The sequence below is a fragment of the Massilia phyllosphaerae genome (assembly GCF_034659755.1).
In the GTDB taxonomy this organism is placed as follows: Bacteria; Pseudomonadota; Gammaproteobacteria; order Burkholderiales; family Burkholderiaceae_D; genus Telluria; species Telluria phyllosphaerae.
The window spans coordinates 560,139-584,134 of record NZ_JAXSQX010000005.1 but is presented as its reverse complement, the minus strand read 5'-3'; the positions used below and the strand labels follow the sequence as shown (position 1 = coordinate 584,134).

Below are 23,996 nucleotides of genomic sequence, written 5' to 3'. Positions count from 1 at the left end.
GGTTCAGACCAGGCCCACGCTGCGGTAGATGTGCTTGGTCTCGAGGAAGTCGTTCAAGCCCTCGTAGCCGTGCAGGCGGCCGACGCCGCTGCGCCGGTAGCCGCCGGTCTCCGCTTCCGCGAACAGCCGGTTGTGGTCGTTGATCCACACCGTGCCGTTGCGCAGTGCGCGCGCGACGCGCATGCCGCGGTCGCCGTCCTGGGTCCAGACGCTGGCCGACAGCCCGAACACCGTGTGGTTGGCGCGCGCCACCGCGTCCTTTTCGTCCTCGAAACGCTCCAGCACCACGAAGGGGCCGAAGATCTCGTCCTGCACGAAAAAGGCGCCGCTGTCCTGGTGCGCCACCAGCGTCGGCGTCAGGAAGTGGCCGTTTGCCAGCCGGCCGCCCGGACGCCCGCCCTGCAGCACGACCTCGTCGCAGATGTCGAACGCGCGTTCGGCCGCGCCGGCTACCTGCTCCAGCGCCTGGGCGTCGATCAGCGGACCCATGCCGGCACCCGGCGTGTCGCCCGGCGCCACCACGATGCTGCCCAGGGCGTGCTTCAGCGCGTGCTTCATCTCGTCGTAGCGCGCCGCATGCACGAGGACGCGGCGCGCGGCCGTGCATTGCTGGCCGGAGATGACGGTCGCGGCTGCCGCGATGCGCTGGGCGGTCGCGCCGATGTCGGCGTCGGGGAACACCAGGCAGCAGGATTTGCCGCCCAGTTCCAGCGACAGCTTCTTCATGGTCGGCGCGGCCGCCGCCATGATGCGCTGGCCGGTGCCATTCGATCCGGTGAAGCTCAGCACGTCGACGTCCTCGGAGGCCACCAGTTCCTGGGCAGCCTCGCTGCCGGTTTCCAGCACCAGGTTCACTACGCCGCGCGGCAGGGTCTCGACCGCCGCCAGTTCGCGCAGCACCTGGGCCGTGATCTGGGCGGTCTGGTGCGCCGGCTTGACGACGACGCTGCAGCCGGCCGCCAGCGCCGGTGCCAGCGAGCGGATCAGCAGCACGACCGGCGCGTTCCAGGGAATGATCAGCCCCGCCACGCCGGCCGCCTCGCGCAGCGTCGCCGAGTAGGCACCCGGCTCGACTTCCGTGAAGTGGCCCGGCATGTGGCGCGCCATGCCGGCGTAGTAGCGGATTTCCGAGATGGCGGCGGCCATTTCGCCGCGCGACTGCGCCATCACCTTGCCGTTTTCCTGGGTCAGCAGCGCCGCCAGTTCGTGGCGCTTTTCCAGGCGCTCGGCCCATTGCAGCAGCACGTTCTGGCGCAGGCGGGCGTCGTGCGGCCACAGCGAGGTGTCGAAGGCATGGCGCGCGCTGGCGATCGCCGCGCGCGCGTCCGCCAGGCCGCCGGCCGCGAGGCTGCCGATGACGCTGCCGTCGGCCGGATTGCGGCTGGTGGCGACGCCGCCGCCCACCGCGCCCTGCCACTGGCCGTCGATGTAGTTGAGGGCACTCAGCGGACTCATACTCGGTTGGCTCATGCTCAGCTGCCCTTGAACTTCGGTGCGCGCTTGCCGTGGAAGGCTTCCACGCCTTCGCGGAAGTCGTCGGAGGCGCGCAGGCGGCTGTAGCAATGGCCTTCCAGCTCGATCGCGATCGACAGCGGCGCATCCTCGGTGTCGTTCAGCAGCTTCTTGGCGGTGCGCTGGGCCAGCGGCGAGAACGCGACCAGTTCCTCGACCAGGCGGTCGGTGGCGGCTTCCAGTTCGGCATCCGCCACGAATTCGGTGGCGACGCCCCAGTCGTAGGCCTGCTTGCCCGGAATGCGGCGCGAGCGCATCACGATGTCCTTGGTGCGGGTTATGCCGACCATCTTCTGCAGGCGCGCCGAGCCGCCCGAACCCGGGATCTGGCCGAGCTTCTGTTCCGGCAGCGCGTAGAAGGTGGTGTCGGTGACGATGCGGAAGTCGCAGGCCAGCGAGATCTCGAAGCCGACGCCGAAGCAGAAGCCGCGGTTGGCGGCGATCACCGGCTTGCTGCAGCGCGTCGGCGCCGCGATGTTCCAGGCCAGCTTGGAGACGTGTTCCGGCGAGGCTTCCAGGAAGCCCTTGATGTCGCCGCCGCTGGAGAAGTGCTGGCCTTCGGCGCGCAGCACGATCACGCGCACGCGCTCGTCCTCGTCGAGCGACTCGAACACCAGGCGCAGCTGCTCGCGCTGGCGCATCGAGATGATGTTGAACTGGCCGTTGGACAGGACGATGTCGGCGCGCTGGCGCCCGGCATCGACTTCCACGCGGAAGCCGTCGAGGTTCTCGAGCAGGTCGTGGGCAGGGTGTTTCAGTTGGGTCATGCTGTTCTCCTTGGTTATTCTGTGGTGTCGTTTGCTTGCTTGGATGCGGTGGCGCCGCTGCGCGGCATGCCTTCCCAGCGCCGGACCAGGCCCTCGTGCGGCAGGTCGAACAGGTCGAGCAGGCGCCCCACCGTATGGTCGACCAGGTCGTCGAGCGAATCCGGACGGGTGTAAAAGGCCGGCACCGGCGGGAAGACGATGCCGCCCATTTCGGTCACGGCCGTCATGTTGCGCAGGTGCGCCAGGTTCAGGGGCGTCTCGCGCGCCACCAGCACCAGCCGGCGGCGTTCCTTCAGGATCACGTCGGCGGCGCGCGCCACCAGGTTGTCGGCCAGCCCGTGGGCGATGCCGGCCAGGGTCTTCATCGAGCACGGCGCCACCACCATGCCGGCCGAGCGGAACGAGCCGCTGGCGATCGTGGCGCCGATGTCCTTGACGTTGTGGACCACGTCGGCCAGCGCCTCGATGTCGGCGCGGCGCATGTCGAGTTCCTGCTGCGCCGTCATCACGCCGGACGACGACATCACCAGATGGGTCTCGCAGGCGCCGGACGCGCGCAGCGCCTGCAGCATGCGCACGCCGTACACCGCGCCGCTGGCGCCGGTGATGGCGACGATGAGGCGGGGCTTGCTCATTGCCAGTCCACCCCGTGCCAGTCCACCACTGCGCCGGGCACGATTTCCTGGCCGAGGTCGATCTCGAGTTCGCCCGGGATGCGCACCTTGGTGAAGATGTAGCCGCGGTAGGAAACCGGCCGGGTCGCGTCCAGGCCCATCTTGGCGCCGACGCCCTGCAGGTGCGGCGGGGCCGGTTCGTCGATCTCGTGGTGGCCGGTGGCGACGGTGGTGGACGGATCCAGCACCGAGCCCTGGGCGCCGCTGATCACGACCAGGTCGCGGTCGGCCTGGAAGCGCGTGGCCACCGCCCACTCGACCTGCTGCGGATCGTGCACGTCGACGTCGTCGTCGACCACGATCACCTGCTTGATGTCGTAGTGGGCGCCGAACGCGCCGAGGATCACGTTCTTCGGCTCGCCCTCGCGCGCCTTGCGGAACTTGACGAACAGGTGGTAGCGGCCGACGCCGCCGACCGACAGGTGCACGTCCGTCACGCCCGGAAAGCTGCGCTGCAGGTGGGCCAGCATGGTCGCCTCGCGCGGGATCGAGCCCAGCAGCAGGTGTTCCATCTCGGCCGGCACGATGGTGTGGAAGATCGGATTGGTGCGGGTGGTCACGGCATCGACCACGATCACTTCGCGCTTCTCCTGGGCGCTGTAGTACTTCGGGAATTCGCCGAACGGGCCTTCGGCTTCGCGCACTTGCGGCAGCAGCCGGCCTTCGATGACGATTTCCGCATTCGCCGGCACGCGCACGGCGTTGGTCGTGCACTTTACTACCGGCAGCGGGGCGCCGTGCAGGGCGCCGGCGATTTCGAGTTCGTCGTGGTCGATCGGCGTGATCGCCTGCGACGCCAGCAGCGTGAGCGGATCGGCGCCGATGACGACCGCGACGTCGAGCGCCTGGCCTTCGGCTTCGGCCGCCTTGTAAAAGGCCAGCAGGTGGCGCGGCAGCATCAGGATCGCCATGCGGTCGCGTCCGTGCACCTGGATGCGGTTGATCGAGACGTTCTGCACGCCGGTCGCCGGATTGCGCGCGATCACCAGGCCGGCCGTGATGTAGGGGCCGTTGTCATGCTCGCTGTGGGTCGGGATCGGCAGCATCGTGTTCAGGTCCTTCGATGCGTCCATCGGCGTCACCACCTGCTGGCAGGGTGCCTCCGCGGATGCCACCTCGCGCCACGGCAGCGGATGTTCGGCGGCGTGGCGGAAGGCGGCCAGCAGGCCGGCCTGCTCGACGCCCATCGCCTCGGCGATCCAGCCGCGTTTCGACACGAAGCCCGACACCACCGGTATCGTGTGGCCGGCCGGTTTCGGGAAGTAGGCGGCCTGGGTGCCGTCCAGGCGCTTGGCGATGGCGGCCAGGCGGTGCTTCAGCGGCACGCCCTCGCGGATCACCGCCAGGCGGCCGGTGGCCTGCAGGTGCGCGAGCCAGGTGCGCAGGTCGGTCGCCTTGGGCGTTGGTTTGTTGTTCTCGACTGCGTGTGTCATTGTTGGGCCTTTCCTTCTTCGGAGGCCGGCAGGGCTTCGTAGTCGCCGGCGATCAGCTTGCGCCGCAGGATCTTGCCGACCGGCGACTTGGGGATTTCGCGCACGAACACGTAGTCGCGCGGACGCTTGAAATTCTGCAGGTCCGACTGGCGCACGTGTTCGTTCAGCGCTTCCGGGGTGGTCTCGCCGCGCGGCTTGACGAAGGCGACCACGCGCTGGCCCCAGCGCTCGTCCTGCAGGCCGGCCACCGCCACTTCGTCGACGTCCGGGTGCAGCGACAGCACCGATTCGATGTCCACCGGCGAGATGTTCTCGCCGCCGCTGATGATCATGTCGTCGACGCGTCCGGTGACGAACAGGTCGCCGTCCGGGTCGAGGTAGCCGGTGTCGCCGGTGAAGTACCAGCCGGCGCGGATCGACTTGGCGTTGGCGTCGGGACGGTTCCAGTAGGCCTCGAAGGCCTCGTCGCCCTGCAGTTCGCAGACGATCTGGCCTTCCTCGCCCGGCGCCACCACCTGGTCCGCGGTGTCGGCCCCGAGCGCCACCACGCGGATGCGGGTGTTGATGCCTGCGCGCCCGGCGCTGCCGGCCTTGCGGGTGGCGTCCTGGTCGAAGGCGAAGGTGAAGACTTCGGACGAGCCGTAGTGGTTCACGAACAGCTCGGGCTTGAAGGTCTCTCTGAGGCGCTTCAGCAGGCCGTCCTGCATCGGCGCGCCGGCGAAGCCGAGCTTGGTCACCGAGGCGATCTCGGCGCCGTGCTGCGCGCGCCACGCCAGCATGTCGTGGTACAGCGTCGGCACCAGGTACAGCGCGGTGATGCGCTCCCGCTCGATCGACTGGAAGGCGGCGGCGCAATCGAACTTGGGCACGCACACGAACACGCCGTCGACCAGCGCCATCGCCAGCAGCGAGCGCACGCCCATCGTGTGGTACAGCGGCATGACGCCGAGCGTGCGTTCGCCGCGCCGGTACAGGTTCTGCGCCACGTGGCCGAGGGCGGCCGCGCGTTCGGCGCGGTGCTTGCGCGGCACGCCCTTCGGCTTGCCGGTGGTGCCCGAGGTGTACAGCATCAGCGAGATGTCCTCGCTGTTCGCCGCCAGCAGCGGGGCGCTTGGTGCGTGTTCGAGCAGCTGTTCGTAGCGTACGGTGCCGTCGGCGCCGCCCACCGCGATGCGGGTGAGGCGGGCCGCGGTCGGGCTGCCGGCCACCGCTTCGGCGCTGACCGGTTCGTAGACGACGGCCTTGGCCGCCGAGTCGGTGGCGCAGTATTCGACCTCGTCCGGCTTGGCACGCCAGTTCAGCGGCGTGACGATCGCACCGAGGAACTGGCAGGCCCAGTGGATGGTCGCCATCTCGATGCGGTTCTGCAACACGACCATCAGGTGGTCGCCGCGTTTGACGCCGAGCACGGACAGGCCCTCGGCCACGCGTTGAATGCGCTCGTACCATTCGGCATACGTCAGGCGCTGCGCGCCGTCGACCACGGCCAGCGCATGCGGGCTGCGTTCGACGCTTTGCAGGAAGGTGCGTCCTAGATCCAGCACGGTGTTCTCCTCTATTGTTGTTGGATATCGATGACGGTGTCGGGCCGGTGTCAGGCGTTGACGAGCCTGGCCTGCTCGGCGGCGCCGACGCCCGCATGGCCGGGCTTGTCCGCCTCCGGCGTGGCGCCGACCGGGCGGCCGAGGCGCGCGGCGGCGGTCTCCAGCACCGCCTTGACGATGTTGGTGTAGCCGGTGCAGCGGCACAGGTGGCCGGACAGCATCTCGCGCACTTCCTGTTCGCTCGGGTCCGGCTTGCGCGCCAGGTAGTCGGCGCAGGACATCATGATGCCGGCGGTGCAGAAGCCGCACTGCAGAGCGTGGTTGCGGCGGAAGGCTTCCTGCAGGTCGGCCAGGCCGTCCTGCCCCCGATTCAGACCTTCCACGGTCTCGATGCTGCGGCCCTCGGCCTGCACCGCCAGGCTCAGGCAGGTGCGCGAGGCCACGCCGTCGATGGTGACGGTGCAGGCGCCACACACGCCGTGCTCGCAGCCGACGTGGGTGCCGGTCGCGCCCAGTTCGTGGCGCAGGAAATCGGACAGCAGGGTGCGCGGCTCGCAGGTGCCGCTGCGGCGCTGGCCGTTCAGCACCAATTCGATGCGCACGACGTCGTTCTTCTGGTAAGTCTTCATGACATGGCCCTGTCGATCGCGGTGCGGCCCAGGTGGCGCACCAGTTGTCTACGGAACTTGGCGGAGGCGTGGTGATCGTCCTTGGCGCCCAGTTCCCATGCAAAATCGTTGATTGCCGCGTCCAGGTCGGCGCGCGACAGGCAGCCCCAGGACTTGACACGCGGCCGGTCCGAGACGCCGCCGACCGCCAGCCGGATCCCGTCCGGGCGCACCACGGCGGCCACCGCGCAGATCGCGAAGTCGCCGTGGCGGCCGGCGAATTCCTCGAAGGCATAGCGCACGCCGGATTCGGCCAGTGGATAGCGCACTTCCTCGACCAGTTCGTCGGGCCGGCGCGCGGTCATCAGCATGCCCTGGAAAAAGTCGTCGGCGGCCACGCTGCGGCGCCCGCTGCGGCTGCGCAGCACTACCTGGCCGCCCAGCGCCAGCAGACACAGGGGCAGTTCCGCGCTCGGGTCGGCGTGGGCGACCGAGCCGCACACGGTGCCGCGGTTGCGGATCTGGAAGTGCGAGATGTGCGGGAAAGCCTGGGCCAGCAGCGGGACTTCCGCCGCCAGCCCGGGGCGCCACTCGACGCTGCCCTGGGTGGCGGCGGCGCCGATGGCCAGCACGCCGGCCTCGCTGCGCACGTAGTCCAGGTCGGGCACGCGCGAGATGTCGATCAGCACGCTGGGCTGGGCCAGGCGCAGGTTGAGGACCGCCATCAGCGACTGGCCGCCGGCGAGGATGCGCGCGTCTTCGCCGGCATCGGCCAGTAGCGCGACCGCTTCGGCGGCGCTGTCGGGGCGGGCGTAATCGAAGGCTTGCGGTTTCATGCTTTGACTCCAAACAGGGCTTTCAGGCGCTGCCACAGGCTGCGCGGCGGCGTGGCGGCGGTGTTCCCGGTGGCGGCCGGTGCGGCCGCGGCGCCGTTCTCGTCGCGCTTGCCGCCGCCGCCGGCTTCGCGGCCGAGCTGCTCGAACAGCTGGTTCAGCACGATCTTGGCCGCGCCTTCCAGCATGCGGCTGCCGACCGCCGCGACCTTGCCCGAGACGTCGGCCTCGTAGTCGTAGCGCAGCAGCGTGCCAGCGCCCTGCGGTTCGAGCGTGACCAGGCCGCTGCCGCTGGCGCTGCCCACCGACGACAGGCCGGAACCGGCCAGGCGCAGGCTGCGCGGCGGGTCGAGTTCGGACAGGGCGACTTCGGCCGAGTAGCGCGCCTTGATCATGCCGACGCCGACCGTCACGTCGGCGCGGTAGCGGTGTTCGCCGTTCGGTTCGAGCGCGTTGCAGCCGGGGATGACCTTGGCCAGCGCGGCCGGGTCGAGCAGCACCCGGAACACCGCTTCCGGGGTCGCGTCGAGCACGACTTCGCCGCGCGCGCCGAGGGACTTGCCCTTGCCGGTTCTGGCGCCCCTGACCGCATCGACGGCGGCGGTCGACGGGATCGCATCGCCGCCCGCGACCGGCAGCGCGCCGGTGGACGGCTGCTGCGCCTGCGCCACCGCCTCCGACGGCGGCGGCTCGTCGGCGCCGATCAGGTCCATCACTTTCGAAGGCGTCAGCGGCAGCGTCAGGTCGGCCACGCCGAGCGCGTCGGCGACGGCATTCGCGATGCACGGCGGGGTGCTCATGTTGTTGCCTTCGCCGAGGCCCTTGGCGCCGAGCGGCGTGAACGGGGAGGGCGTCTCGAGGTGAATGATCTGCGGTTCCGGCACTTCGCAGGTGGTCGGCACCAGGTAGTCGGCGAAGGTGCCGGACTGGAAGCTGCCGTCCTCGCCGTAGCGGAATTCTTCCATCAGCGCCGCGCCCAGGCCCTGGGCGAAGGCGCCGCGGATCTGGCCGTCGGCCAGCGCCGGATTCAGGATCTTGCCGGCATCGTGGGTGGTGACGTACTTGTCGATCGTGATGCGGCCGGTGTTGCGGTCGATCTCGATGCCGCACACGTCGAAGGCGAAGCCGTAGGCGGCCGAGGTGTTGACGCGGTCCTGCTCGTCCGGCGCGCCCAGCGATTCGGCGGTCCAGAACGCGGTTTCGCGCAGGCCCGGCTCGACGCCCGCCGGCAGCAGCGCCGGCGCCCAGTGCGGGCTGGCGGCCATGCGCAGGAAAGGCAGCGACTTGCCCGGATTGGCGGCGGCGAACACTTTGCCGTCCCTGAACACGACGTCGGCGGCGGCGCAGTCCAGCTGCGGCGCGGCGATCAGGGCCAGCTTGTCGCGCAGCTTGACGGCCGCCAGGTGCAGGGTGCCGGCGACGGCGCCGGCGAAGCGGCTCGAGTAGTTGCCGGCGGCGACCGACCAGGCATCCTTCTGGGTATCGAATTCGACGTTGACCGCGACCTGGTCCGGCTGCAGCCCGAACACGTCGGCCACCACCTGGGTACACACGGTGCGGTGGCCCTGGCCGGCAGGCGCCGACGCGATCACGACGTTGATGCCGCCGAGCGGATCGATGCCGACCGTGGCGGAGGCGATGGCGCCGTTCTTCGGGCCGGCCTTGGCGCGCGCTTCCTTGGGCAGCACGGTCGTGATGTAGCCCATGTTCGAGATCGACGGCTCGACGATGGCGGCGAAGCCGATGCCGTACAGCCGGCCTTCGGCGCGCGCGCGCTCCCTTTTTGCGTAAAGATCGGCCAGGCCGCCATCGCTCTGCACCAGTTCCAGCGCGCGCTGGTAGTTGCCGGAATCGATCAGGGCGCCGGCCGCGGCGCGGTAGGGGAAGGCGTCGGCGGGAATGAAGTTGCGGCGGTAGACCTCGAGCGGCTCGAGCTGCAGTTCGACCGCGATGCGGTGCATCAGGCGTTCCAGCGCGATGTACACCTGCGGGCCGCCGAAGCCGCGCACCAGGCCGGCCGGGGTCTTGTTGGTCAGCACCACGCGGTTGCGCACCGCCAGGTTCTGGATCGCATAGGCGCCGGTGAGCACGCCGTGCATGCGGTAGAAGGTGGCCGGCTCGGGGGCACGCAGGTAGCCGCCGACGTCGTCGAGCTGGTCGTAGTCGAGGGCGGTGATGCGGCCGTCGTTCTCGACCGCGGCGCGGATCGTCGACAGGCGGTTGGTTGCGGAGGTCAGGCCGGCCAGGTGCTCGAGGCGGTCTTCCACCCACTTGACCGGGGCGCCGGCCTTGCGCGAGGCCAGGCACATCAGCACCGCGTACTGGAACACGGCATGCTTGACGCCGAAGCTGCCGCCCGAGTCGCGGAAGTAGCGGTGGCGCAGCTTGTGGCCGGGCACGCGCAGCGCCAGCGCCATCACGGTGTGCAGCGAAAACGGCCCCATGAAGTTGGAGCTGACGTCGTAGCCTTCTTCCTCGGACAGCCAGTCGGCGATGACGACCGCGCATTCCATCGGCGTGCACGAGTTGCGCGGATAGCGCTGGGTCAGCGACACCACGTGCGGGGCCGCGGCGAAGGCCGATTCCGGGTCGCCGTAGCGGAAGCTGCGGTCGCTGACGACGTTGCTGCCGACGCCTTCGTGCAGTACCGGCGCGTCGGCCAGGATGGCGTCGTCGATGGTGGTGACCGCCGCCAACGGTGCATAGTCGACCAGGATCAGGTCGGCCGCGTCTTCGGCCAGGTAGCGGGTGTCGGCGACGACCACCGCCACCGGCTCGCCGACGTAGCGCACGTGTTCGCGCGCCAGCGCCCACATCTCCATCTGCGCCTTGACGCCGACGACGAAGGGTTTCGACCAGTCGGCCAGGTCGGCGCCGGTGAGCACGGCGCGCACGCCCGGGGCGGCGTCGGCGCGGCTGCTGTCGATGCGGGTGATGGCGGCATGCGCATGCGGCGAGCGCACGATGGTCGCATGCAGGGTGCCGGGCTTGACGCCGGCATCGTCGCCGAACTCGCCGCGGCCGGTCAGCAGCGCGATGTCCTCGATGCGCTGCAGCGGGCGCCCGACGAAGGGGCTGTCCTGTGCCGCCGCTCCTGCCGGTGCCGCCTGCGCACCTTCGCCGGCGGCTGGGTGGGTTTTCATTTCCATGTTATTGGCCTGTTGCTGGTGTCTGTCTCCGTGAAACCAGTATAGGGAGACAGGTACATCACGACAAATAATGTTTGTTTATCTTACCTATCAGTATTTCAGATGGATAAACTTGATGCAGCCAGCGCGATCAGTGCGCCTGCGGCTCCTGCGGCGCATCCAGCTTGCCCACGGTTTCCGGCACCACCAGCGCGCCGATCAGGAACAGTACGCTGATCGCGCCCAGGAACAGCGCCAGGGTGTGCGGGATATCGGTGGGCGACGGCGAGGCCAGCGACACGAAGGTCGGCATGATGCCGCCGATGGCGAAGCCCATGTTCCACGACAGTCCGGTGCCGGTGGCGCGGATGGTGGTCGGGAAGCGCTCGTTCAGGAAGATCAGCAGCGGTGCATAGCCGATGCTGCCGAGGGCGCCGAACGCGATCACGCACAGCGCCAGCTGCACCGTGTCGGTCACGCCGGGCATGAACAGCGCCAGCGCCGGCAGGGCGAACAGGCGCAGCAGGCCGGTGCCCAGGAAGGCCTTCTTGCGGCCGATGAAGGTGCTCAGGTGGCCGACCGCGATCGAGGCCACCACCACGCCCACGCTCGACAGCATCAGGATGAAGCCGGTGGTTTCGCTCGGCGTCTTGTTGACGACTTTCAGGTAGGTCGGGAGGAAGCCCGAGGTCAGATAGTAGCCGCTGCCGCCGCCGATGGTCAGCAGCAGGTTCACCAGCAGGATGTTACGGTAGTCTCGCGAAAACAGCGTGCGCAGCGGCGACACCGCCTTGGCACCGGCGGTCGGCGCGGCCGCGCTGTTCGCCGCTTTTGCGCGCGCCTTGGCTTCCTGCAGCTTCTTGAACATCGGCGATTCTTCGAGGTTGCTGAAGATGGTGATGCCCAGCACCGCGCTGATGATCCCGGTGAAGAACATGCAGCGCCAGCCCCAGTCGTCGAAGGCGTCGCCCGGGAACAGGGCCGACATGCCGTAGTAGGTCAGCGAGGCGATCAGCGCGCCCAGGCCGGCGCCGCCGCCGCCGATCAGGCCGGACACGGCGCCACGGTAGCGCGGCGCCACCGATTCGGTGCCGATCGTGTGCGTGGCGGCGACCACGCCGCCGACGAACACGCCCTGGACCAGTTTCAGGATGATGAACAGGATCGGGGCCAGCACGCCGATCGTACGCACGGTCGGCAGCACGCCGAAGGCGGCGGTCGAAACGCCGACGCCGACCATCGCCATGATCATCGCGCGCTTGCGGCCGTGGGTGTCGGCGTAGGAACCGAACAGCGCCGAGCCGAGGGGGCGCATCAGCAGGGTGACGCCGAACGACGCATACACGGCCGCCAGCGACAGCATCGGGTGCTCGGAAGGGAAGAACAGCCTGCCGATGACGGGTGCCACGAACAGCAGGATGAACAGGTCGTACAGGTCGAGCGCCCAGCCCAGGCAGGACGCTACCACGGCCTTGAGCACGTGGCGCTGCTGCTCGCGCTCGGCAATTGCTTCTTCATTCGCTACTACAGCCATGATTGTCTCCTTGTAATGCCCGGGTGGCATGGCGGCGCCCCGGGTGGGCTGGGTAACCGGTTGCCGCTGTGGTTCAGCGGTCTTCTGCCAGCGCGGTCGGGCGCTGGATGCCGGCGGGGTGCCGCTGCGCCAGGATGGCGCCGGCGATTTTTTCGGCCATCATGATGGTCGGGATATTCGTGTTGGCGGACGGCAGGCGCGGCATCAGCGAGGCATCCACCACGCGCAGGCCGGCGACCTTGTGCACCCGTCCTTCGCTGTCGGTGACGGCGCTCCGGTCGTGCGCCGGCCCCATGCGGCAGGTGCCGCTGGCATGCCAGACACCGAACACGCTCTTGCGGATGAAGGCGTGCAGCGCGGCCTCGTCGGCCACCAGCGAGGCCACGGTCTGCCCGCCCGTGAGGAAGCGGTCGACCAGCCAGCGCCGCAGCGGGGCCGGGGTGTCGAGCCCCAGGCCCAGGATTTTGGTCAGCCAGGCATTCGCCGGCGTGTAGCGACTCAGCGCCTTGACGCGCGGCGAGAAGGCGGCCGGGAAGAAGTCGGCGTCGTGCCGGTGCAGTGCGGTCTGCTGCACCACCTCGGCCAGGCGGCGCACGCCGATCGCCATGCGCTGCAGGTCGCGTTCGTCGTCCAGCAGGTTGAGCGCGATGTCGGCGGGCGCCAGCGGGTCGTTCGAAGCCAGCTGTACGCGGCCGCGCGAATACGGCCGGTTACACCACAGGAAGAACAGGCCGAGGCGGTTGCCGAGCGCGTGCCAGGCGGCGCGTGTGGCGCTCGACATGTACATGTCCGAGCCGTCGCAGGCGTCCAGCCCCGAGGAGAAGCGGGCCGCGGTCATGCTGGCGCGGCGGCGCGCCAGCGGCATGCGGAATGCCGGGTCCAGGAAATGGCAGAAGGTCAGCGACGGGTGGTCCTGCAGGTTGCGCCCGACGCCCGGCAGGTCGGCGGCCACCGGGATCGCCAGCCGCTGCAGCATGGGGCCGTCGCCGATCCCGGCATGCATCAGGAGCACCGGCGACTGCAGCGCGCCGGCCGAGACGATCACCTCGGCGCCATCCAGGCGCAGGCGGTTGCCGTCGCCGTCGACCGTCATCACGCCTTGCGCGGTATGGCCGTCCATCAGGATGCGCTCGACGCGCATGCCGGCGAAGATACGCAGGTTGGGACGGGCGCGGGTGGCGCTGTCGAGGTAGGCCGAGGCCGTGGTCACGCGGGTGTCGTCGATGTTCGAGAACGCGGCCGGGAACATGCCGTCGCCGAACTGGGCGTTCTGGTCGTCGAAATAGGGCAGGCCGCTGCCGCGCAGGCCGTCCGCGAACGCATGGCAGAAGCGCGGCCAGTCGGTCGGGAAGATGCGGCGGATGGCCACCGGGCCGGCATCGCCGTGCAGCGGCGCGGCGCCGAAATCGAGGTCGCGCTCGAGCCGGCGAAACCACGGCAGCACCTCCGACCACGACCAGCCGGCGGCGCCGGACGCGGCCCAGTCGTCGTAGTCGCGCGGCAGGCCGCGGTTGGCGGCCTGCACGTTGATGCTGGAGCCGCCGCCCATGACGCGCCCCTGTTCGTACACCTTGAGCGGGGCCGCGGCGGTGGCGCGCGCCTTCAGCTGCGGCCAGATGAAGCGTTCGCCGCAGAACACCGGCATCGGGTAGCTGTCGCGGATCTCGGCAGGCACTGCCCCGGGCGGCGTGTCGGGGCCGGCTTCGACCAGCGCCACGCGCAAGTCCGGATCCGCCGACAGGCGGTTGGCCAGCACGCATCCGGCGGATCCGCCGCCAATAATCACATAATCGAACCGCTCGTGGGCAGCCTGCATCTTCGTCTCCTGCTGTTTTGATGCGCAGCCGGTCGAATGCCCGGATTGCCACGCTGTTGCCATAGCGTAGCGTGGATCAACCATCTATTCTAATAATGTTTGTTTATGTTAAGTATCACGATTAGTGATGAAACAAATTATTCGATGGCGGACGTATGGTCGTGGATGAATTTGCCGGCGGCCTCGATCACGCGCGCCGGCGTGTCGCGGTGCGGCGAATGGCCGCAGCCCGGGATCACCAGCAGCTGCGCCTGCGGCACCAGGCGGGCGATTCCCTCGACCTGTTCCAGTGTGCCGTACTCGTCGTCTTGGCCCTGGATGGCGAGCAGCGGCACCCCGATCCGCGCCACCTCGGCACGGATGTCCCAGCCGCGGAAAGCCGGGTCGAGCCAGACGTCGTTCCAGCCCCAGAACGCCGATTCGACGTCGGCATGATGGCGAGCCAGGCGTTCGCGCAGCGGGCCGGCGAGATAGGCGGCGCGGGCCTCGCCGATCGAGGCGATCGATATGTCCTCGACCATGATGTGGGGCGCGGCGACGATGACGCCGCTCAGCAGCGCGCCATGGCGTGCCGCCAGCAGCAGGGCGATCGAGGCGCCGTCGCTGTGGCCGAACAGCCAGGGTTTCACCAGGCCCAGCCTGGCGAGCAGCGCCGGCACCACCTCCCAGGCCTGCTGTTCCATGAAGTCGAGCGGCCAGCGCTCGTCGTGCGGGCGCGCCGTGGAGCGCCCGTAGCCGTAACGCGAGAACACTAGGCCGCTCAAGCCATGGGCCCGGCACAGCTGGTCCGGGAAATCCTTCCACAGCGACACTGAACCCAGGCCCTCGTGCAAGAACACCACCGGCGGGTAGGCGGAGTCTTCCACGCCCACCCAGTCGAGTTCGAGTTGCAGCAGCTTGTCTCTCCAGGGCAGTTCCAGGGTACGGGGGCGGGCGGCGCTGGCGGAAGTCGGCATGGCGGGCGGAGGCGCAAACGAAAGACGCAGTGTACCCGAGACGCATGGCGCCGGTCGCCGATACCGGGATCGGTATCGCAACGGATAAAAAAGTTATTGGGCGGGTATTTACTTTCTAACTTAGAATTGTTAGCAAGTTAGCGCTAACAAAGTGTTTCAGCACTTGTTCGAAAAGGAGGTCCAGACACCCGACAATCGATTCGCGATCAATGGAAGTCATCGACAGCCTGGCACCGGTGAGCCACACCGGGCCATGTGGACCACTATAAGAACGGAGACACGATGCATACGCCATTCCAACAATCCCTGGTCAGCCTTGCGGTGGCCAGCGCCTGCGCCATCCTGGCCCTGCCGGCCCATGCCCAGCAGGCTCAGGATGCCCAGCCAACCCGGCAAACCGATGCCGCCGCCGCCGGCGCCGCCACCCCGGCCGAAGCGGCCGCCCCGGCGCCCGCCACCGCCGCCCGCGACACCACCGGCGACACCAGTCGCGAAGCCCGCCGGGACGCCGGCGGCGCCGCCGTAAACACCGTCGTCGTCTCCGGGTCGCGCATCGCGACGCGCGGTTTCAGCCAGCCGACGCCGACCACGACCCTGTCCACCGCCGACATCGAAAAGGCCGCCAAGCCCAACCTGTTCGATACCCTGACCGAACTGCCGGCCCTGCAGGGCAGCACCGGCCGCACCACGAATACCTTCAGCACCTCGAGCGGCATCCAGGGCCTGTCCTCGCTGTCGCTGCGCGGGCTGGGCACGATCCGCACCCTGACGCTGCTCGACGGCCAGCGCGTGGTCGGCGCCAACGTCACCGGCGTCACCGACGTCAGCCAGTTCCCGCAGCTGCTGGTCAAGCGCGTGGACGTGGTCACCGGCGGCGCCTCGGCCTCCTACGGTTCGGATGCGATCGGCGGCGTGGTGAACTTCATCACCGACAAGAAGTTCACCGGCTTCAAGGCCAACGTCGAAGGCGGCATGACCAAGTACAAGGACGACAAGAACGGCACCCTGCAGGCCGCCTGGGGCAAGGGCTTCATGGACGACCGCCTGCACGTGACGGTGAGCGGCGAATTCACCAAGCACCAGGGTATCGATGCGCCGCGCTTCGGCCAGGTGAATGCGGGCGGGCGCTCCTGGTACGACAATCCGGCGCTGCAGGAATCGACGCCGGCGATGCAGGCCGCCGGCGCGCCGCGCTACAAGTACATCCACAACGCCCAGCACATCCAGTACGCAAAATATGGCCTGATCACCAACGGCCCGCTGCGCGGCACCGCGTTCGGGCCGGGCGGCACGCCGTACCCCTTCGAATACGGCGCCGATTGCATGGGCAACTTCTGCATCGGCGGCGACCGCTCCGGCAGTGTCGGCAACGGCACCAACCTGGCCATGAACTTCAAGCGCCAGGTGGGCTACACCCGCATCTCCTGGGATCTCGATGCGGACAACGAAATCTACGTCACCGCCAACTGGGCCCAGGTGAAGTCGGTGTTCCAGCCGAATCCGGGCGCGGCCAAGCAGGGCAACCTGGCGATCCGCTGCGACAACGCCTACCTGCCGGCCAGCCTGGTCGCCGGCTGCCTGTCCGGCTACCCGAGCGGCGCGATGTCGGTGGGCACCGCCAACGCCGAGTTCCCGGCCGACATCAACGTCCATCCGACCCGCACCCAGCGCCGCTTCGTGGTCGGCGCGGACGGGCGCTTCGGCCTGTTCGGCCGCGACTGGCGCTACGACGCCTACGTGACCCACGGCGAGAACACCACCGTCATCCACGTGCAGGACATCACGCTCAACCCGCGCTACAACTTCGCCATCGATGCGGTGCGCGACGCCGCCACCGGCCAGATCGTCTGCCGCAGCGCGGCGGCGCGCGCGGCCGGCTGCCAGCCGATCAACGTGCTGGGCGACGTGCCGATCAACCTGGCGGGCTGGAACTATATCGCGCCGGTCAACGGGCCGATGCAGCATACCGATTCGAGCCAGGACGTGGCCAGCCTGAACATCAACGGCGAAGTGTGGCAGGGCTGGGCCGGACCGGTGTCGATGGCCTTCGGCGCCGAATACCGGCGCGAGAAATATGCGGTGCGCGGCGATCCCTACGGCGCCGGGGTGGCGCTCGAGTCGCCGTACAGCCCCAGCTACCCCCAGGACCCGACGCTGTCGGCCAGCGGCGACAACTGGTTCGCGGGTAACTATCACAACGGCAGCGGCAGCTTCAACGTGCGCGAAGCCTACGTCGAGTTCAACATCCCCTTCCTGAAGTCGGACACCTGGGGCGAAGCCAACCTGAACCTGGCCGACCGCGAGGAGAAGTACAGCACCGCCGGCAAGGCCAGCGCCTGGAAGATCGGCGCCACCTGGAAGACCCCGCTCGACGGCCTGCGCCTGCGCGCGGTGAGCTCCAAGGACGTGCGCGCGCCCAACCTGTCCGAGCTGTATGCGGCCATGACCGTCACCAACCAGGCGGTCAACAACAACCAGGGCCAGTCGGTCCAGATCCAGCAGCGCAATGTCGGCAACCCGAACCTGAAGCCCGAGATCGCGCGCAACAATTCCTTCGGCATCGTGCTGAGCCAGCCGAGCTGGGCGCGCAACTTCAACTTCTCGGTCGACTACTTCGACATCAAGGTCGACAACGTGATCAGCTCCCTCAATCCGCAGCAGGAAGTCGACCTGTGCTACGCCGGCAACCAGGAAGTGTGCGGCTCGGTCTCGATCAACGGCCCGGCCGGCAGCAACTACGTGCTGGCGCAGAGCTTCAACTTCGCCTCGCTGCACACCCGCGGCATCGACTTCGAGACCGCCTACCGCCTGAACATGGCCGGCTGGGGCCTGCCGGGCAGCGTGACCCTGCGCGGCCTTGCCTCGCGCACGATCCACGCGATCTCGGATCCGGGCGTGCCGGGCACCACCCCGAGCGAAGGCGCCGGCAACATGACCGGCGCGACGCCGAAGTGGAAGGCACTGGTGTCGCAGTCCTGGGACGGGCTGCTGGATGGCCGCCTCGGGCTGACGCTGAGCGAGCGCTGGATCGGTGCCGGCGTCTTCAACAACGAGTACATCGAGTGCCGCAGCGACTGCCCGCTGCCGACCGCCGCCCACCCGACCATCTACGACAACCACATGCCGGGCGCCGTGTACATCGACTTCGGCGGCAACTACAACATCTCGAAGCAGGTGACGGCCTACTTCAAGGTGGACAACCTGGCCGACCGGGCGCCGGTGCTGGTTCCGCAGACTAACCTCAGCCTCGCGCTGAACCCGGCCGTGTACGACGCCATCGGCCGTACCTACCGCGCCGGTGTGCGCATGACCTTCTGAAGGCGGCCGTCACGATGCAGATGACATTGAAACGCAAGCCGAAGCAGGTGTCCGGAGCGGTGCTTGCCATCGCGCTGGCAACCGCCGGCATGGCGGCAGCTGCGGCGGCCGCCGCTGTGCCGCCGCCATCGGTATCGGCCTACCAGTCGATGCCGGAGGATGCGCGCGCGGTGGTGGTGCAGGCCAGAGGCGACGGTGTCGCCGACGACAGCGACGCCATCCAGCGCGCCATCGACGCCGCCGCCAACAAGGGGCAGGGCGGGATCGTGTTCCTGCCGTCCGGGCGCTACCGCATCAGCCGCAGCCTGCTGGTGCCGATCGCCGTGCGCATCTACGGCGTCGGCAGGACGCGCCCGGTGCTGATGCTGGGGCCGAACACGCCGGGCTTCCAGAAGGGCGTCGCCAACATGCTGATCTTCACCGGCACCGACACCTACAACATCGGCGGCGTGGCGATGCCGGTGCCGGGCGCCGTGCCCTTCGATCCGGTCGATAAGCCGGTGCGCGACGCCAATTCGTCGACCTTCTATTCGGCGCTGTCGAACGTCGACTTCGAGGTCGGCGACGGCAATCCGGCGGCCAGCGCCGTGCGCATGCACACGGCCCAGCACTCGAACCTGTCGCACATCGATTTCCGCATGGGCTCGGGGCTGGCCGGGGTCTACCAGGTCGGCAATATCGCCTACGACCTGCGCTTTTTCGGCGGCCGCTACGGGATCCTGGCCGAGAAGACCTCGCCGGCCTGGCAGTTCACGCTGCTCGACTCGACCTTCGACGGCCAGCGCGACGCCGCCATCCGCGAGCACGAAGCCGCCCTGACCCTGGCCAACACCGAGATACGCAACACCCCGGTCGGGATCGAGATCGACCGCGGCTACGGCGACTGGCTGTGGGGGCAGGACCTGCGCCTGGAAAACGTGTCGAAGGCGGGCGTCGTCATCAGCAACGAGAACAACGTCTACACCCAGGTCGGCTTCGAGCGCGTCAGCGCGCGCAAGGTGCCGACCTTCGCGCGCTTCCGCGACAGCGGCAAGACGCTCACCGGCAGCGGCACTGATTACCGGGTCGGCGAATTCACCCATGGCCTGAAGGTGGCACAGGCCGGCCTGCCGGGCGCCTTCGACACCCGCTTCGTGACCGCGGCGCTGCCGGCCAGGGACGGCACGCGCCAGGTGATGCGTACGCTGCCGGCCACGCGCGACTGGGCCAGCGTGCGCAGCTTCGGCGCCAGGGGCGACGGCGTCAGCGACGACACCGCCGCCATCCAGAAGGCGATCGACAGCCGCCGCACGGTCTACCTGCCGCTCGGGATCTATGTCGTCAACGACACCATCCGCCTGAAGCCGGACACAGTGCTGATCGGCCTGCACCCCGGCCTGACCCAGCTGCGCCTGCCGAACGGCTCGCCGCTGTACCAGGGCAGCGGCACGCCGCGCGCCGTGATCGAAAGCGCGCGCGGCGGCGACGCCATCGTGACCGGCATCGGCATCAACACCGGCGAAGTCAACGACCGCGCCGTCGGCCTGCTGTGGCGCGCCGGCGAGCGGTCGCTGGTGGACGACATCCGCTTCCAGTGGAGCGCGGGCGCCGCCACCGATCCCTATAAAAAAGGGCCGCGCTTCGACACCAGCGCGTGGTGGGACCGCCAGGGCCCGAACCTGTGGGTCGACGGCGGCGGCGGCACCTTCACCGGCGTGTGGGCGCCGGCCGGCCACGGCCAGGCCGGCTTCTACGTGACCAATACCAGGACACCGGGCCGCGTGTACGAGCTCTCGGCCGAGCACCACATCCGCAACGAGATCGTGCTGGACGGCGTCGAGAACTGGGAATTCCACGCGCCGCAGACGGAAGAAGAGGTGCACGACGGCGCCGATTCGGTGGCGCTGGACATCCGCAATTCGAAGAACATCCTGCTGGCCAACCTGCATTCGTACCGGGTAACGCGTTCGATCAAGCCGGCGCCGAGCGCGGTGCGGATCGCGAATTCGAGCGGCATCCGCTTCCGCAACGTCGCGGTGAACGCCGAAAGCGGTTTCCCCACCTGCGACGAGAACGGCTGTACCGCCTACCTGCGCGCCTCCAAGTACGCCTACGAGAACGCGATCACGGACGTCACCAACGGGCTGGAAGTGCGCGAGCGGATGTTCTCGGTGTTCGACTATAACGGCGCGCCGCCGGCGGCGCCTTCGCCAGCCTCGACGTCCACGACCACGGCCAAGGTGGACAAGCTGCAGGACGGCTTCTATTCGATCGCCGGCGGCGCTGCCGACGCCGGCGGGCGCCTGTACTTCATCGACCGCCATTTCAAGCGCATCTTCAGCCACGCCGCCGGGGAAGGCTTGAAGACGGTCAGCGACGCCCCCATCGATCCGGTCAACCTGGCGGTGGAGCGCAGCGGCAAGCTGCTGATCCTGTCCTCGAGCGGCAAGGATGCCACGGTGTATGCGCTCGATCCTGCCAGGCCGGGTGCGCGGCCGGTCATCGTCGCAGCCACGCCGGCGGCGCCGCGCGCGGGCGCGCGCGTGGTCCTGCCGGTGAACTTCTGGAACAACGGCGAATTCAAGGACCAGCTGAACCTCGACACCTACGAGTTCACCACGCTGGACGAGATGTTCGCGCGCGACGTGGCGCAGGCCAAGGCGCGCGAATACGTCTCGCCCGACGGCAGCCTGGTGCTGCCGGCCTTCCGCGTGGTGCGCCACGGCAGCCTGGACCACCTGGGCTACCGCTGGTCGGACACGCTGGACGCCAACGGCTTCGTCACCGCCCCGGTCGGCGGGCGGGCGCTGTTCACCAATGCCTCGCGCAACATCACCTACAGCGCGCTGGTCGGCGAGGGCGGAGCGCTCACCGGGCTGGCCAAGGTGGCCGACCGCGGCGGCGAAAGCGCGGCGCAGGGTCCGGACGGCAAGGTGTACGTGGCCAACGGCCAGGTGTTCGTCTACGGCGCCGACGGCAAGCAGGTCGGGCGCATCGACGTGCCGGCGCGTCCGCTGCAGCTGGTGTTCGGCGGACGGGACGGGCGCACGCTGTTCATCCTGACGCACCACGCGCTGTACGCGACGACGATCTGATCGTGCAGGGGGGATCCGGCACGCGGGCCTATAATGGCCCCGTGTCGATTCCTGCGAGCGCCCATGCACACTTTACTGGTCTTCGATTTTGAAACGACAGGCACGGATACGGTCCGTGACCGCCCCGTCCAGTTCGCATGCGTGCGTACCGACCTCGATCTCGAGATCGTCGGCAATCCCACCACGCTGCATTGCCGGCCGACCCCGGATCACTTGCCCGATCCGGCGGCCTGCTTGCTGAACGGCATCACGCCCCAGTTCTGCCAGGAAGTGGGCTTGCCCGAACTGCAGTTCGTCGATGCCGTCCAGCGCGAGCTGGCCGCGCCGGGCACGATCAGCTTCGGCTACAACTCGATCGCCTTCGACGACGAGATCGTGCGCTTCATGTTGTGGCGCAACCTGATGGACCCCTACGCCCGCGAATGGAAGGATGGGTGTCGCCGCTGGGACCTGCTGCACCTGGTGCGGGCCACCTACGCGCTGCGCCCCGATGCACTGGAATGGCCGCTCAACGAGGACGGCACGGTTTCCTTCAGCCTGGCGCGCATGAGCGCGGCCAACGGCCTGCTGCACCAGTCGGCGCACGACGCCCTGTCCGACGTGTATGCCACGCTGTCCCTGGCGCGCCGCATCCGCGAGCGCCAGCCGCGCCTGTACGCGCATTGCTTCTCGATGATCGACAAGAACCTGGCGCTGGCCGAAATGGACGTGGCGCTGCACAAGCCTTTCATCCACGTCGGGCGCAGTAGTGGGCTCAATACCAGGCCGAATACCGCGCGCGCGGCCGGGGTGCGCATCCTGCTGCCGCTGGCCCAGCACCCGGTCAACCGCAACGAAGTCATCGCCTGGGACCTGGCGGCCGATCCGCGCCAGTTGCTCGACATCGATGCCGAGACCCTGCGCAGGCGGCTGGCGCCAGCCGGCGACGACGAACAGGAGGTCGAGCCGATCCCGCTGGCCTGCATCGCCGCCAACCAGTCGCCGCCGGTGTTCCAGAACCTGAGCGTGCTGTCGCGCGAGCGCGCCGCCGAACTGGAGATCGACGTCGCCGCCGCCCTCGCCAACGTGCCGACCATGCTGGGCGTGCTCGAGACGGTCGACCTGGCGCGGCTGCTGCAGGCCGCGTTCGACCACCGCGCGCCGGACTGCGATCCCGAGCAGGCGCTGTATGCCGGCTTCATCGGCAATGCCGACCGGCGCGCGCTGGACATGCTGCGCGCGATGGACCCGGGCAACCTGGCGGCCTTCGAGCCGGAATTCGGCGATCCCAGGCTGGGCGCGCTGTTCCTGCGCTACAAGGCGCGCCATTATCCGCAGGCGCTGTCGCGGCGCGAACAGGACAAATGGGAAGAGTACCGCTTCGACAAGCTGATCACCGGCGAGTGCGGCAGCCGCACGGTGACTTCGGTGCGCGCCTCGGTGGCCGAGTTGCGGCAGGGGCTGGCCGACCCCGCGGCCGCCGCGCTCCTCGACGAGGTCGTGGCCTACACCGACAGCCTGGCCGTGGAAATCGATCCTTTCGACAGCGGCACGCCGGCAGCCGCGCCCGCGCCGGAAAGCACGGCGCCGCCCGAGGCCGAACCGCCGCCGCTGCCGCCCGTAACGCCCGTGCCGCCGCAGCAGCCGGTTCAGCCCGACTTCTTCGGCGGTGCCGGCACTGCCCCGGCCAAACGCCGCGCTACGGCGCGCCGCCGCTGAGCAGGCGCTCGACCACCAGCGCCGGGTCGGTCGCGTCGTCAAAATCGAAGCGCTGGCGCTGCGTGTCGAACACGCCGCCGGCCTGTTCCAGCAGGCGCCGGATGTCGGCCAGCCGGCTCAGGTCCTGGATCGGCAGGTTCAGGACGTGGCCGTCCGGTTCGAGCGCGGCCAGCTGTTCGCGCAATTCCTCGTTGCTGTCCGGCGCGGGCGCGGCCGGCAGGGAAGGGACGGGCGGCAGCTCGGGCGGGGCGCTGGCGCGCAAGCCGGCCAGCACCGGATCGGCGCCGTAGACGGCCGCCAGCCGGCGCGCCAGGCGCTCGCTGTCGAAGCTGCCGGCGTAGCGGCGGCCGGCGTGGACCCGGCACATCAGGAACAGCCTGCCGTCGTCGCCGGCTTGGAGCAGGTAGTCGTCGGCGAGGTGGTCGACGACCGCCGGGCCGCAGATGCCGACGCGGTCGATCAAGTCCGTGAGCTCCGCTTCGGCCTGCACGCGCACGGGAAAACCGGCGGCGAATATCCGCACGTCGCCGGGATCCAGGTCCGCCAGCCCCAGCGCCTGCGTGCGTATCGCGTCGCCGACGTGCAGGGACAGCTCGCCGGGGCCATGCGCCGGCACGCCGGTCGCATAGCGCACCGCGCCCGGGCTGTCGGGACGCGGCAGCACCAGGGAAGCGAACAGCGCGGCGATGGCGTGGTCGCTCAGCACCGTGCGATAGCGCGGATCGAGGGTGGCCAGGGTGACGCCGTCGCCCAGGCCATCGGCCAGGCAGCGCTCGCGCAGCGCCCGGTAGGCCGGATCGGCTTCCAGGGGCGGCGCCGGGAAGCGCAGTTCGCGGTCGATGCGCTGGCCGTCGTAGTCGTGGACGCGCGCCGCCCGGAATTCGTCGCGGGTCGCCTCGGCTGTCGGCCAGCGCTTGTGGTAGGTCGCGAAGACCTTGCCGAGGCCGATGTAATAAGACAGGTCGTGGGCGGCTTCTTGCGGGCCGAGCGGGAGCTGGAGCTGGGTCGCCGATGCCTGCGCGGGATGCGCTTTTCGCTTCATGGTCGTTCGCCTGGAAAGCTTGTTCTTTGCCAGCCACGATACAGGATTGGCGCCGGGCC

15 protein-coding genes are annotated in these 23,996 nt (G+C 69.1%); 3 read left to right on the top strand and 12 right to left on the bottom strand.

The window, feature by feature from the left end; translation table 11 throughout:
• Positions 1–3: 3 nt before the first annotated feature.
• From U1H99_RS21250 to U1H99_RS21200, 11 genes are all read right to left on the bottom strand, one after another.
• Complete coding sequence (locus U1H99_RS21250) at positions 4–1,470, bottom strand: aldehyde dehydrogenase family protein (protein WP_323143706.1); 1,467 nt, start codon at positions 1,468–1,470, stop codon at positions 4–6.
• Positions 1,471–1,472: 2 nt separating this feature from the next.
• Positions 1,473–2,279: an enoyl-CoA hydratase/isomerase family protein gene (locus U1H99_RS21245; RefSeq protein ID WP_323143705.1), complete on the bottom strand. Its 807-nt coding sequence runs from the start codon at positions 2,277–2,279 to the stop codon at positions 1,473–1,475.
• Between the two features lie 14 nt (positions 2,280–2,293).
• Positions 2,294–2,914, bottom strand: coding sequence for a UbiX family flavin prenyltransferase (locus tag U1H99_RS21240; RefSeq protein ID WP_323143704.1), 621 nt, complete (start codon positions 2,912–2,914; stop codon positions 2,294–2,296).
• Positions 2,911–4,386 carry a UbiD family decarboxylase gene (locus U1H99_RS21235; protein WP_323143703.1) on the bottom strand — a complete coding sequence of 492 codons (1,476 nt, stop codon included), beginning with the start codon at positions 4,384–4,386 and terminating at the stop codon, positions 2,911–2,913. The genes U1H99_RS21240 and U1H99_RS21235 overlap by 4 nt, the downstream gene beginning before the upstream one ends.
• Positions 4,383–5,930 carry an AMP-binding protein gene (locus U1H99_RS21230; protein WP_323143702.1) on the bottom strand — a complete coding sequence of 516 codons (1,548 nt, stop codon included), beginning with the start codon at positions 5,928–5,930 and terminating at the stop codon, positions 4,383–4,385. Before U1H99_RS21230 ends, U1H99_RS21235 begins: the two co-directional genes overlap by 4 nt.
• Before the next feature lie 50 nt (positions 5,931–5,980).
• Positions 5,981–6,559 carry a (2Fe-2S)-binding protein gene (locus U1H99_RS21225; protein ID WP_323143701.1) on the bottom strand — a complete coding sequence of 193 codons (579 nt, stop codon included), beginning with the start codon at positions 6,557–6,559 and terminating at the stop codon, positions 5,981–5,983.
• Positions 6,556–7,374, bottom strand: coding sequence for an FAD binding domain-containing protein (locus U1H99_RS21220; protein ID WP_323143700.1), 819 nt, complete (start codon positions 7,372–7,374; stop codon positions 6,556–6,558). Before U1H99_RS21220 ends, U1H99_RS21225 begins: the two co-directional genes overlap by 4 nt.
• Positions 7,371–10,520 (bottom strand): xanthine dehydrogenase family protein molybdopterin-binding subunit, encoded by a 3,150-nt coding sequence (locus tag U1H99_RS21215; protein WP_375341636.1) that lies wholly within the window; start codon positions 10,518–10,520, stop codon positions 7,371–7,373. Before U1H99_RS21215 ends, U1H99_RS21220 begins: the two co-directional genes overlap by 4 nt.
• 130 nt (positions 10,521–10,650) lie before the next feature.
• The gene (locus U1H99_RS21210; RefSeq protein WP_323143698.1) at positions 10,651–12,033 is read right to left on the bottom strand and encodes an MFS transporter; all 1,383 of its coding nucleotides are present in this window, start codon (positions 12,031–12,033) and stop codon (positions 10,651–10,653) included.
• 73 nt (positions 12,034–12,106) lie between these two features.
• Positions 12,107–13,849 carry a GMC family oxidoreductase gene (locus U1H99_RS21205; protein ID WP_323143697.1) on the bottom strand — a complete coding sequence of 581 codons (1,743 nt, stop codon included), beginning with the start codon at positions 13,847–13,849 and terminating at the stop codon, positions 12,107–12,109.
• A 137-nt stretch (positions 13,850–13,986) separates the two neighbouring features.
• Positions 13,987–14,805: an alpha/beta fold hydrolase gene (locus U1H99_RS21200; RefSeq protein ID WP_323143696.1), complete on the bottom strand. Its 819-nt coding sequence runs from the start codon at positions 14,803–14,805 to the stop codon at positions 13,987–13,989.
• Positions 14,806–15,087: 282 nt separating this feature from the next.
• On the opposite strand from U1H99_RS21200, the gene U1H99_RS21195 reads away from it, so the two are divergent.
• The 3 genes from U1H99_RS21195 (at position 15,088) to sbcB (ending at position 22,895) form a co-directional block, all read left to right on the top strand.
• Positions 15,088–18,123 (top strand): TonB-dependent receptor plug domain-containing protein, encoded by a 3,036-nt coding sequence (locus U1H99_RS21195; protein ID WP_323143695.1) that lies wholly within the window; start codon positions 15,088–15,090, stop codon positions 18,121–18,123.
• A 20-nt stretch (positions 18,124–18,143) separates the two neighbouring features.
• A complete protein-coding gene (locus U1H99_RS21190; protein ID WP_323143694.1) occupies positions 18,144–21,197 on the top strand; it encodes a glycosyl hydrolase family 28-related protein in 3,054 nt (1,017 codons plus the stop codon).
• Positions 21,198–21,260: 63 nt separating this feature from the next.
• Positions 21,261–22,895 carry an exodeoxyribonuclease I gene (gene sbcB / locus U1H99_RS21185; protein WP_323143693.1) on the top strand — a complete coding sequence of 545 codons (1,635 nt, stop codon included), beginning with the start codon at positions 21,261–21,263 and terminating at the stop codon, positions 22,893–22,895.
• Here the strand turns inward: sbcB and U1H99_RS21180 are convergent.
• Positions 22,876–23,937 (bottom strand): hypothetical protein, encoded by a 1,062-nt coding sequence (locus U1H99_RS21180; RefSeq protein WP_323143692.1) that lies wholly within the window; start codon positions 23,935–23,937, stop codon positions 22,876–22,878. The two genes, sbcB and U1H99_RS21180, sit on opposite strands and share 20 nt — an antisense overlap.
• Between the last annotated feature and the right edge of the window lie 59 nt (positions 23,938–23,996).